This is a genomic window from Solidesulfovibrio magneticus RS-1 (assembly GCF_000010665.1).
In the GTDB taxonomy this organism is placed as follows: domain Bacteria; phylum Desulfobacterota; class Desulfovibrionia; order Desulfovibrionales; family Desulfovibrionaceae; genus Solidesulfovibrio; species Solidesulfovibrio magneticus.
The window spans coordinates 3850625-3863072 of the sequence record NC_012796.1; the positions used below are offsets into that span (position 1 = coordinate 3850625).

8 protein-coding genes are annotated in these 12448 nt (G+C 65.0%); 7 read left to right on the top strand and 1 reads right to left on the bottom strand.

Features of this window, described 5'->3' with window-relative positions:
• Nucleotides 1-58: 58 nt before the first annotated feature.
• Entirely contained in the window at nt 59-2077 is a 2019-nt protein-coding gene (locus tag DMR_RS16135; RefSeq protein WP_015862060.1) for a glycosyl transferase, read from the top strand.
• 216 nt (nt 2078-2293) lie between these two features.
• On the opposite strand, the gene DMR_RS16140 is transcribed toward DMR_RS16135, so the two are convergent.
• The gene (locus DMR_RS16140; RefSeq protein WP_015862061.1) at nt 2294-3748 is read right to left on the bottom strand and encodes a catalase; all 1455 of its coding nucleotides are present in this window, start codon (nt 3746-3748) and stop codon (nt 2294-2296) included.
• Between the two features lie 426 nt (nt 3749-4174).
• Here DMR_RS16140 and DMR_RS16145 point away from each other — a divergent pair, with 426 nt between their 5' ends.
• From DMR_RS16145 to DMR_RS16170, 6 genes are all read left to right on the top strand, one after another.
• Entirely contained in the window at nt 4175-4921 is a 747-nt protein-coding gene (locus DMR_RS16145) for a hypothetical protein (RefSeq protein ID WP_015862062.1), read from the top strand.
• A gap of 63 nt (nt 4922-4984) precedes the next feature.
• Entirely contained in the window at nt 4985-5440 is a 456-nt protein-coding gene (locus tag DMR_RS16150) for a CreA family protein (RefSeq protein ID WP_015862063.1), read from the top strand.
• Nucleotides 5441-5453: 13 nt separating this feature from the next.
• The gene (locus DMR_RS16155; RefSeq protein ID WP_015862064.1) at nt 5454-8228 is read left to right on the top strand and encodes a PAS domain S-box protein; all 2775 of its coding nucleotides are present in this window, start codon (nt 5454-5456) and stop codon (nt 8226-8228) included.
• Nucleotides 8229-8566: 338 nt separating this feature from the next.
• Nucleotides 8567-9928 (top strand): C4-dicarboxylate transporter DctA, encoded by a 1362-nt coding sequence (gene dctA / locus DMR_RS16160; protein ID WP_015862065.1) that lies wholly within the window; start codon nt 8567-8569, stop codon nt 9926-9928.
• A gap of 24 nt (nt 9929-9952) precedes the next feature.
• A complete protein-coding gene (locus DMR_RS16165) occupies nt 9953-10612 on the top strand; it encodes a hypothetical protein (protein ID WP_015862066.1) in 660 nt (219 codons plus the stop codon).
• A 10-nt stretch (nt 10613-10622) separates the two neighbouring features.
• The gene (locus DMR_RS16170; protein ID WP_015862067.1) at nt 10623-12446 is read left to right on the top strand and encodes a fumarate reductase flavoprotein subunit; all 1824 of its coding nucleotides are present in this window, start codon (nt 10623-10625) and stop codon (nt 12444-12446) included.
• Nucleotides 12447-12448: the final 2 nt, after the last annotated feature.

Sequence of the window (12448 nt, forward strand, 5' to 3'; positions counted from 1 at the left end):
TAACCCTGGGCGCGAAAGTGCGTCCATGCCGCAAACATGCAAGGATTGACCACCCGCCATGCTCAAAGACGTGCTGTCTCCGGCCCTGATCCAGTCCATGGTGGCGGGACTTTCCGTCCCGGACCTCATCCGCACCACGGAAACCTTCAAGCAAAGCGGCCAGCTCGCCTCGGTGGAGGCGGCCTATGCCGCCTGGGTCGCCAGCCATCCCCAGGACCCGTTGCTTTACGCCGTGTTATTCAACTATTCCGTGGCGCTGACCGACAGCGGCAAGATCGTGGAAGCCCAGCAGGCCCTGGAACAGGCCATTGCCCTGAGTCCCGACTTCATGCCGGCCTACATCAACCTGGGCCGGGTGCTGGAACGCCAGGGCAAAATCGGGCTGGCCATCATTCAATGGTCGGCGGCCCTGGCCCGCATGGCCGCCGTCAACCCCTCGGCCGTGTCTCACAAGGTCACGACCCTCAACCAGAGCGCCCGGGCCCTGGAAGCCGTCAGCCAGGACGATCCGGCCGAAACCATGCTGCGCGAAAGCCTGGAGCTCGACCGCGACCAGTCCGAAGTGGTGCAGCATCTGGTGGCCCTGCGCCAGCGCCAGTGCAAATGGCCCATCCTTGAACCGGGCGAGCGCTTCGACGCCGGAGTGCTGGTGCGCGGCATGTCGCCGCTGTCGGCTGGAGCCTTCACCGACGATCCGCTGTGGCAGCTGGCCCTGGCCGCCCACTACAACCGGACCGACGTGGGTTCGCCGGCCGCGACCATGACGGCTTGGCCCGGGGCGGTCCGGGAGGGCGACGCCCCGCTGCGGGTGGGCTATCTGTCCTCGGACCTGCGCGAGCACGCCGTGGGCTACCTCATGACCGAGGTGCCGGGGCTCCATGACCGCTCCCGGGTGGAAGTCTTCAGCTACTACTGCGGCGTGGACTCGCCCGACGCCATGCACGCCCATTTCCAGGCCGCAAGCGACCATTTCCGGGTCATCAGCCACTTGGACGACGCGGCGGCGGCCAAACTCATGGCCGACGACGGCATCCAGATCCTTGTCGATTTAAACGGCTACACCCGCGACGCGCGCCTCAAGCTCGTGGCCCTGCGCCCGGCCCCGATCATCGTCAACTGGCTGGGCTATCCCGGGACCATGGCCAGCCCCTACCACCACTACCTCATCGCCGACGACTGGATCGTGCCGCCGCATAACGAGGCCTATTTCTCGGAAAAGGTGGTGCGTCTGCCCTGCTACCAGCCAAGCAACCGCTTTCGGACCGTGGCCGACCACAAGCCCAGCCGGGCCGAGGCCGGTCTGCCCGAGGGGGCCATGGTCTTTTGCTGCTTCAACGGCGCGCACAAGATCCACCGGGCCACCTTCGACCGTTGGCTGGAGATTCTGGCCCGCGCTCCAGGGAGCGTCTTGTGGCTCCTTGGCGGCGACGAAGGGGTGAGCAAGCGTCTTTCCGACTACGCCGCAGCCAAGGGCGTCGCCCGGGAGCGGCTGGTGTTCGCCAAAAAGACCGCCAACGCCGCCCACCTGGCCCGCTATCCCCTGGCCGACCTGTTTCTGGACACCACGCCTTACGGCGCGCACACCACCGCCTCCGACGCCCTGTGGTCCGGCGTGCCGGTCCTGACCGTCAGCGGCCGATCCTTTGCCTCGCGGGTGTGCGGCAGTCTGGTGCGCGCGGCGGGGTTGCCGGAACTGGTGTGCGAAACCACCCAGGACTATGTCGAACGGGCCGTGGCCTACGGCAACGACCGGGCAAGCCTTGCCCCGTTGCGGGAGCGGCTGGCCGCCGGCAAGGATTCCTGCGTGCTTTTCGACATGCCGGGCCTGGTGCGCGGTCTGGAAGACCTTTACGAAGCCATGTGGCGCGACCATGAAGCCAGTCGTCTGCCCCGCCCGGATCTGGCCAACCTCGACGTCTATCTGGAAGTGGGCAGCGCTTTTGACCACGAAGGGACCGAGGTCCAAAACATCGCCGACTACGAGGGCTGGTGGGCCGCCCGACTGGCCGCCCGAAACGCCCTGCGCCCCATCCCCCGCGACCGGAGACTATGCCGGGACGAGACGACATACTGGTAACATCGCCCACCCTGTCGTTCTTTCTCCCACCATACGAAACAGGCGGCTTTTGACGCGAGGCTTTGCTCGCGCCAAAAGCCGCCTGTTTCGTATGGCGAGTCGGGGGCCGACGCCCGCCATCCGGCCGACCGTCTCCCATGTTGGGGGTCCGGGGGGCTAAGCCCCCCGGCCGCCGGAGGCATCTTCTCCTCCTATATCAGCAACATACTCTCCAAACTACCCCATCGCCTCTGCCACCGTCAGTCCCAAAGCCTCGGCCACGCCCTGGCCGTAGGCCGGGTCGGCCTTGGCGCAGTTTCGGATGTGGCGCAGCTTGATGTCCTTGGGGGCGTCGCCCATGGCCCGGGCGGTGTTGCCAAATAGCGCCTGCTGCTGTTCCGGGTTCATGAGCCGGAACAGCTTGCCGGGCTGGGTGTAGTAATCGTCGTCGTCCTCGCGGAAGTTCCAGTGGTCGGCCGCGCCGTTTATGGCCAGGGGCGGCTCGCGGAAGTCGGGCTGTTCCTGCCACTGGCCGTAGCTGTTGGGCTCGTAGGCCAGGGTGCTGCCGTGGTTGCCGTCCACGCGCATGGCCCCGTCGCGGTGGTAGCTCGAAACCGGGCAGCGGGCGGCGTTGACCGGGATGAGGTGGTGGTTGACGCCCAGGCGGTAACGCTGGGCGTCGCCGTAGGAGAAAAGCCGCCCTTGGAGCATTTTGTCGGGCGAGAACCCGATGCCGGGCACGACGTTGGCCGGATTGAACGCCGCCTGTTCCACGTCGGCGAAGTAGTTTTCCGGATTGCGGTTGAGTTCCAGCACGCCCACTTCGATCAGCGGATAGTCGCCGTGGTACCAGACCTTGGTCAGGTCGAAGGGATGGTAGGGGCAGGTTTCGGCGTCTTTTTCGGGCATCACCTGAATGAACATGGTCCAGCGCGGGAAGTTCCCGGCCTCGATGCTGTCGTAGAGGTCGCGCTGGTGGCTTTCGCGGCATTTGCCGACCAGGGCTTCGGCCTCGGCGTCGGTGAGGTTTTTGATGCCCTGCTGGGTCTTGAAGTGGAACTTCACCCAGAAGCGCTCGTTTTGGGGGCTTAAGAAGCTGAAGGTGTGGCTGCCGAAGCCGTGCATGTGGCGGTAGCTGGCCGGGATGCCCCGGTCGCTCATGACCACCGTCACCTGATGCAGGGCTTCGGGCAGGGAGGACCAGAAGTCCCAGTTGTTTTTGGCGCTGCGCATGTTGGTGCGCGGGTCGCGTTTGACGGCGTGGTTGAGGTCGGGAAACTTCAGCGGATCGCGCAGGAAAAAGACCGGCGTGTTGTTGCCGACGAGGTCCCAGTTGCCCTGCTCGGTGTAGAACTTGATGGCAAATCCCCGAATGTCGCGTTCAGCGTCAGCCGCGCCGCGCTCGCCGGCCACCGTGGAGAAGCGCACGAACAGGTCGGTCTTCTTGCCGATTGCCGAAAAGATCTTGGCCTTGGTGTAACGGGTGATGTCGTGGGTGACGGTGAAATGCCCAAACGCCCCCGAGCCTTTGGCGTGCATCCGCCGCTCGGGGATCACCTCGCGGTCGAAATGGGCGAGCTTTTCCAGGAACCAGACGTCTTGGAGCAACTGCGGCCCGCGTGGTCCGGCGGTCAGGACGTTTTGGTTGTCGACGACAGGGGCTCCGGCGTTGGTGGTCAGTTTCTTGGTCATGGGAATGGCCTCCTTTTGGCTGGCGACGGCGGGGGAACGTTTACGTGTTGGCCGGTCCCATTGAGCGACCAGCCTTATGGAAAATCATTTTCCACAAACTCCCTTCCCGGTCAAGAAGAACCTGCCTCTATCGGGATTGGCCCAACTCTTCGCTCCTGTTGGCGGTTGGCCCGAGAGCGCGACCGGCCCTGCAATTTCCCGGGCAGAGCGCGGAGATGGGCAGACGCGCAACCAGCAAACACCATGGAGGGACAGGACGCTGCGCGCAAGAACGGGGAACACGAACCTTCGGGAGAGGGAGAGATACTCCATGCTTACAGGCAACAGGGGTGTTTCGTCCAGATGTTCGCAACCGTCCGCCTTGCCGGAAACGCATTTTTCGGAGAGGATTGCCACGTCAAGGAACCACCAACACGGAGGCCAGCCGTGGCCGGCAATTCCCCTTCCATCGCCGTCGCCCAGGCGAGCGGCAACGTGCTCATTGATGCAATCGTTTACGTTGATCTTCCGCTTTGGACGAGCCAATCGCCATCTTCCGGCCTCACGGTCACCTACGGCTTCATGACCACGCCCCTTGGCCCCAACGACGCGGATTTCACGGCCCTCGACTTCGCGCCCTTGAACGTCACCCAACAAGCCGCCGTGCGCCTCATCTACGCCACGTCCCAGTCGCTGACGGGACTGACCTTCGTGGAGACGGCCGACGCGGCCAGCGCCGACATCGCCTTCGGGACCATGGACATCGCCGGCCCCTCGACCATGGCCATAACCTACTTCGACGCCGTGACCGGAACCACCGATGACGGCTCACCCATCTTCGACCTCAAGGATTACGTCTATCTGGACAATGCCGAATGGAGGGCGACCCTGGCCGATCCCGTGCCCGGCAGCCTCGGCTACGAGACCATCCTTCACGAGATCGGCCATACCCTGGGCCTGGACGACACGGCCTACACACGCAGCCTGCCGGCGCTTCTCGACAACACCGACTTCACGGTCATGTCCTACACTGAAACCGACACCTACAAGGCCAACTTCTCGGTCCTGGACGTGGCCGCCCTGCACTATCTCTACGCCGACACCGGCTCCATCCGCCCCTTTGGCCTCACGCCCGTGATCTCCTGGCCGGAAACGGCCTCACCCGCGCCCGGTTCCGTCCTGGCCGTAGTCTGATCCGCCCGGTGGCGGCCCGATCCTTTTTGGCGTATGCTGCCGGGCAAATCTCCGGAGGCCCGTATGTTGCGCACCATCCGCCCGCTATGCCTGGCCCTCCTCGTCCTGGCCGCCGCCTTGCCGGCCTGGGCCGAGGACATCGACTGCGTCACCACCGAATGGAAGCTCCTTGGGGCCAACCACAAGGTCTGCGTCAGCGCCTTTAACGACCCCGACGTGCCCTGTGTCACCTGCTACATGAGCCAGGCCCGCACCGGCGGCGTGTCCGGGGCCGTGGGACTGGCCGAGGACCCCTCGGAATTCTCCCTGGACTGCCAGCAGACCTGCCCGGTGACGCTGCCCGAGAAGTTCCCCAAGAAAAAGAAGGTGTTCTCCGAAGGAACCTCGGTGCTGTTCAAGGACACCGAAGTGACGCGCCTTTATGACGACAAGCGCAAGGCCCTGGTCTATCTGGCCGTGAGCCGCCGCATCGTCTCGGGATCGCCGAAAAATTCCATTTCCACCGTCGTTCCCCGCTAGCCGCGCCTCGTCCATGCCGCCTTACGATCCCCTGGCCGTGGGCGTGGTCCTGGTCGGCGACGACGGAACCGTGGCCGAGGCCGACGCCGAGGCCAGACGGTTGCTTGGCCTCGACCTCTCGGGCGCGGTGGCCCCGCGTTGGACCCAGCTCGGCCTGTCGGAGTCGGTCCACGAGCCGCCGGCCGGCCGGGGAACGCTGGTTTCCCGCAACGCCCCGGACGAGGGCCTGCGCTGGTTCGTGCTGTCGCGCCGGCCGCTGCGTCTGGCCGGAGAACCGGTCTACGTCTTCTCCCTGGCCGACGTGACGCCGCTGGTGGCCGACCTCGACAAGTACCGGGGATTTTTCACCAACGCCGTGGAAGGCATCTTCCAGTCCACCCCCGGCGGCCGCTTCCTCGACGTCAATCCGGCCCTGGCCGCCATCCTCGGCTACGACGGCCCGGCCGACATGATCACCGCCCTGTCCGACCTGCGGGCCGAACTCTACGTCGACCCGGCCGACCGCGACCGGCTCCTGGAGCGCCTGTCCATCGACGGCAAGGTCACGGGCCTGGAGACGCGCTTTTACCGCAAGGACCGCACCGTCAAATGGATCTCCCAGGCGGCCCGGCTCGTGCGCGACGAAGCCGGGGAGCCCCGCTACATCGAGGGCCTCAACATCGACATCACGGCCCGCAAACGGGCCGAGGAAGCCTACAACGACATCCTGGAGCGCTACCGCTCCATCGTCACCGGCAGCATCGACGGCGTCATCCTGTGCGACGCATCCGGGGCCATCGTCACGGCCAACCCGGAATCCGAACGCATTTTTGGCCGCAAGCAGGCCGATCTGGCCGGAGCCGGCATCGCCGGCCTCATCGCCGACGACGACGGCCGTCGCGAGGCCGCCCTGGCCGCCCTGGCCGAGGGCGGCCGGTTTCGCGGCGAACTGACCGGGATTGGCCCGGACGGCCGGACCGTGCCCCTGGAAGTCTCGGCCAGCGGCTTTCCCCACAAGGACGGCCCCCACCACAGCGTCTGGATCGTGCGCGACGTGGCCGACCGCAAGCAGGCCGAGGGCGTGCTGCGCGAAAGCGAGGAGAAATTTCGCCGCACCTTTGACCAGTCGCCCATCGGCGCCTCCATCCTGTCGCTGGACTACCGGTTCCTTCGCGTCAACGACGCCCTGTGCCGCATCACCGGCTACGCCGCCTCGGAACTGCAAGGCAAATCCATGCTGGCCGTCACCCACCCCGACGACGTGGCCGAGACCGTGCGCTACGCCGAGCGCCTCATGGCCGGGGAGTTCGACCGCTACGAGATCGACAAGCGCTACGTGCGCCTGGACGGCGAGATCGTCTGGGTCCATCTGTCGGTGCGGCTGATTCGCGACGTGGCCGGCCGGCCGCTCTACCTCATGCCCATGGTCCAGGACGTCACCGAGCGGGTGCGGGCCGAGGGGGAAATGCGCGAGCTTTTGGCCGAAAAGGAAAGCCTTCGCCTCAACCTCGAAGCCATCTTCCGGGCCATCCCCGACGCCATCGTGGTGGTGGACACCCGGATGCGGGTCATTAAAACCAACCGGGCGCTCACCGACGTCTGTTTCGTCGGCGACATCAAGACCGGCCCGGGCGGGCAGCAGGTGGTGGCCGGGGCCTGCCGGCGCGGCTGTTTCGCCGCCCTGCGCGAGACCCTGGCTACCCAAAAGCCGGTGGTGGAATACCGGGTGGAATGCCTGGGCCAAAATCCGGGCCGGGTGGTGGTCATCAATTCCATGCCCCTGACCGGCGAGGCCGGGGCCTTTGTCGGCGCGGTGCTCATCATCCGCGACATCACCCGCCTGGCCGACCTGGAACGCCGGCTGACCGACCTGCACAGCCACCGGGGCATCATCGGCAAATCCAAACCCATGCGCGACATCTACCCCATGCTCGACCAGCTCGGCGAGGTGGACACCACGGTGCTGGTCACCGGCGAATCCGGCACCGGCAAGGAACTGGTGGCCGAGGCCGTCCACTACGGCGGCCCCAGGGCCAAAAAGCCCTTCATCCGGGTCAACTGCTCGGCCCTGTCCGACGAGCTTTTAGGCAGCGAACTGTTCGGCCACGTGCGCGGGGCCTTTACCGGGGCCATCCGGGACAAGGTCGGCCGGTTCGAGGCGGCCCAGGGCGGCACCATCCTGCTCGACGAAATCGGCGACGTGTCGCCGCGCCTGCAGCTGGGGCTGTTACGGGTGCTGGAGACCAAGGAATTCGAGCGGGTGGGCGAGGCCAAGACGCGCAAGGCCGACGTGCGGGTCATCGCCGCCACCAACGTGGACCTGCCCGAGCGCATCCGGGCCGGGCTGTTTCGGGCCGATCTGTATTACCGCCTCAAGGTGGTGCAGGTGCATCTGCCGCCCTTGCGAGACCGGGCCGAGGACATTCCGCTTTTGTCCGAACATTTCCTGCGCCACTTCGCGGCCAACTTCGGCAAGACCATCACCCGGCTTTCCGAGGAGGTCATGGGCATCCTCATGGACTATGCCTGGCCGGGCAACGTGCGCGAACTCAAGTACGCCATGGAGCACGCCTGCGTGGTCTGCCCGGAGGGCGAGATCATGGCCGTCCATCTGCCGCGCGAGCTGCTCTCGCCCGCGCCGCCGGCTGTTGCGGCGACCGTTGGCCGGCCCTGGCGCGGGGGCCTCACCCGCCAGGCCATCGACGGGGCCCTGCGCCAGGCGGCGGGCAATCGCGCCCAGGCGGCGCGACTGCTCGGCGTGGACCGGCGCACGCTCTATCGGAACATGGCCCGGCTGGGCGTCGGCTGAACCGGGGCCGGCAATGTGTGGCACACGCCACACATTGCGCCACATGTGTGGCGCAAACGCCACACATGCACGCCACACATCGCTGCATCCCTCCCCACCCTTTTCCATACAAAAACCAAACAAAACAAGCATATAAAGCATATTGTTCGTTTCCGAACTATTGGCACACTCTTTGCCTATAATGGCGCAAACGTCTTTGGCGCGAAAGCGCCTGACAGGGTCTGTCGGCCAGGGCAGGACGGAAACGCCTTACTCCGTCCTTGGCGCACTTCACGGCCTAACCGGCCAAACGCGGGACGCACTGATCTGCGGACGAGCTTCCCGCAAGGAGCGTGGGCATGAGCGGCCACAAAGCGATTTACAAGTCTCTGTATTTCTGGGTCATCATGGGCATCGTCGTCGGCATCGTCCTGGGCCTCGTTCCGGCCACCAAGGGATTCGCCGAGTCCATGCAGCCTTTTGGCACGGCCTTTATCCGCATGGTCAAGATGATCATCGCGCCCATCATCTTCTGCACCGTCGTCACCGGCATCGCCAAGATGGGCGACATGGGGAAAGTCGGCCGCGTGGGCATCAAATGCATGCTCTACTTCTGGAGCATGACCCTTTTCGCCCTGGCCATCGGCCTGGTCGTGGTCAACCTCTACAAGCCCGGGGCCGGCATGGACGACTATGCCGCCAAGATGCAGGCCAACCAGAAGGAAATCGCCAAGGTCGAGGACTTCGCCGGCAAGGCCAAAAAGATGTCCACCGTGGACTTCCTCATGAACATCGTGCCCACCTCCGTGGTCGACGCCTTTGCCAAGGGCGAGATCCTGCAGGTGCTGTTCTTCTCCATCCTGTTTGGCGTCGGCCTGGCCAACATCGGCGACAAGGCCAAGAACATCGTCAAGATCATTGACGAATTCGGGAGGGGCCTGTTCAAGGTCGTTCACTACATCATGTATTTCGCGCCACTTGGTGCGTTCGGGGCCATGGCCTACGTGGTCTCCTCCCAGGGCCACGAGGCACTGCTCAAGCTGCTTTACCTCATGCTCGGCGTCTACACGACCTGCATCATCTTCATCTTTGTGGTCCTGGCCCTGGTTTGCAAGCTGGCCGGCTTCTCGCTGTGGCGCTACCTGTGCTACATCAAGGAAGAAATCCTCCTCGTGCTCGGCACCTCATCCTCCGAGGCGGCCCTGCCCCGCATGATGGCCAAGCTCGAAAACGCCGGCGCCGACAAGTCCGTGGTCGGCCTGTGCCTGCCCATGGGCTACTCGTTCAACCTTGACGGCACTTGCATCTACCTGACCATGGCCGCCGTGTTCCTGGCCCAGGCCACCAACACGCCCCTGGACCTCAGCCACCAGCTCTACCTGCTCTTCGTCCTGCTGCTGACTTCCAAGGGCGCGGCGGCCGTCACCGGCGGCGGCTTCATCACCCTGGCCGCCACCCTGCAGACCGTGGGCACCATCCCCGTGGCCTCGCTGACCCTGCTCCTGGGCGTTGACCGCTTCATGTCCGAAGCCCGGGCCATCACCAATTTGATCGGCAACGGCATCGCCACCCTGGTCGTGGCCAAGTGGGAAGGCGCGCTCAACGAAACCAAGCTCCAGGCCGTGCTGTCCGGCAACGACGACGAATACGCCGACGACCCCGAGGACATGCTCATCCTCGAGGAATCGGCCGAATCCCTCCCCTCTTCCAACTCCAAATAGCCAGCACTCGACGGAGGATTGCCCATGTCCGTTCCAACCACCGCCACCCACGAGGGACTGCCCGTTGGCAAGCTCTCAGCCTATCTCGACTGGGTGCAGATGCTCACCGGCGCAGCCCTGATCCTTTTCATGTGGTCCCACCTGATCCTGGTTTCGAGCATCCTGCTCGGTCCCAAGGTCATGAACGCCCTGGCCTGGTTTTTCGAAGCCACCTACATGGCGCAAGTCGGCGGGCCGCTTATTTTCCTCACCTTTTTAGTCCACTTTGTCCTGGCCGCCCGCAAGATCCCCTTTAACACCAAGCAGCAGCGGGTCATGCTCTCCAACGCCCAGCGCCTGCGCCATCCCGACACCTGGCTGTGGGTCGTCCAGGCCGTCACGGCCATGGGCATCCTCATCATGGGCGCCATCCACCTCTGGGTGATCCTGACCAACCTGCCCATTACCGCCGAAAAGTCCGCCGCCCGCATCCAGTCCGGGTTCTGGTTCGTCTTCTATCTGTTCCTGTTGCCCATGGTCGAACTCCACGTCGGCATCGGCTTCTACCGCATCCTGGTCAAATGGGGCTTCGTCGATCGGCCGGGCCGCTGGACGCTCAAGAAAAAGGAAAATCTGCTGACCGCCATTTTCATCGGCATCGGCGTCCTTGCCCTCCTGCGTTACTACTTCCTGCCGCTCAAATAAGGGTGTTGCCATGAAAATCATACAGACCGATCTTTTGTGCGTCGGCGCGGGACTGGCCGGCGAGCGCGTGGCCATCGAGGCCGCCGACAACGGTTTTTCCGTCATCTGCCTGTCCATCGTGCCGGCCAGGCGCTCCCACTCCTCGGCCGCCCAGGGCGGTATGCAGGCGGCGCTTGGCAACTCGGCCATGGGCGAGGGCGACTCCCCGGACGTCCACTTCGCCGACACCGTCAAGGGCTCCGACTGGGGCTGCGACCAGGAAGTGGCTCGGCTCTTTGTCGACGCCGCCCCCATCGCCATGCGCCAGATGGCCTTCTGGGGCGTGCCCTGGAACCGCGTCGTGCCCGGCGAACAGACCTACTACAAAGGCGGCAAGCCCTTCACGGCCTTCGAAAAGCCCGAAAACGAGGGACTCATCCACTCGCGCAACTTCGGCGGCACGGCCAAGTGGCGCACCTGCTACACCTCCGACGGCACCGGGCACTGCGTCCTGTACACCCTGGACAACCGGGCCGCCCAGATGGGGGTCAGCGTCATCGACAAGGTCGAGGCCATCGCGCTCATCCACGATGGCGACACCTGCATGGGCGTCATCGCCCGCTGTCTCAAGACCGGCGAGCTGACCGCCTACCTGGCCAAGGCCACGCTCATTGCCACCGGCGGTTTCGGCCGCATCTACCGCGAGTCCACCAACGCCGTCATCTGCGACGGCGGCGGCCTCATTACCGCCCTGGACACCGGCGTGGTGCCCCTGGGCAACATGGAAGCCGTGCAGTTCCACCCCACCGGCATCGTGCCCACCGACATCCTCGTCACCGAAGGCTGCCGCGGCGACGGCGGCACGCTGCTCGATAAGAACGAATACCGCTTCATGCCGGATTACGAGCCGGACAAGGCCGAACTGGCCTCCCGCGATGTCGTGTCCCGCCGCATGACCGAACACATGCGCAAGGGCCTGGGCGTGCCTTCCCCCTACGGCGACCACCTCTGGCTCGACATCCGCCACCTGGGCGAAGCCCACATCCGCACCAAGCTGCGCGAGGTCGACGAGATCTGCCAGTCGTTCCTTGGCGTCGATCCGGTCTACCAGCTCATCCCCGTGCGCCCCACCCAGCACTATTCCATGGGCGGCGTGCGCACCAACAAGGACGGCGCGGCCTACGGCTTAAAAGGCCTGTTCTCGGCCGGCGAATCGGCCTGCTGGGACATGCACGGGTTTAACCGCCTGGGCGGCAACTCCCTGGCCGAAACCGTGGTCGCCGGCATGATCATCGGCGGCAAGATCGTCGAATTCCTCAAAGGTTCCGAGACCGTCATCAAGACCGCCTCGGTGCGCGATGCCATGGACAAGCAAAACGCCCGCATCGCCGATCTCGTCGCCTGCAAGAACGGCAGCGAGAACCCCTACACCGTGCGCAACGCCATGTTCGACTCCATCATGAAGGGAGCCGGCATCTTCCGTAACGGCAAGGATCTCGAAACCTGCGTGGCCGAACTCCAGGAGATCCTGGGCCGCGCCCGCCGCGTCGGCCTGCGCTCAAACGGCAAGGGAGCCAATCCCGAGCTGACCATGGCGCTCAAAATCGAAGGCATGGTCAAGCTCGCCCTGTGCGTGGCCTACGGAGCACTCAAGCGCACCGAATCGCGCGGCGCGCACACCCGCGAGGACTTCCCCGAACGCAACGACCGCGACTGGCTGACCCGCACCCTGGCCACCTGGGCCGACGGGGCCGATCTGCCGACGCTCAACTACGAACCGGCCACCCACGTCTTCGAAATGCCCCCCGGCGACCGCGGCTACGGCGGCGGCAAGATCATTCCCATGAATGGGTAATG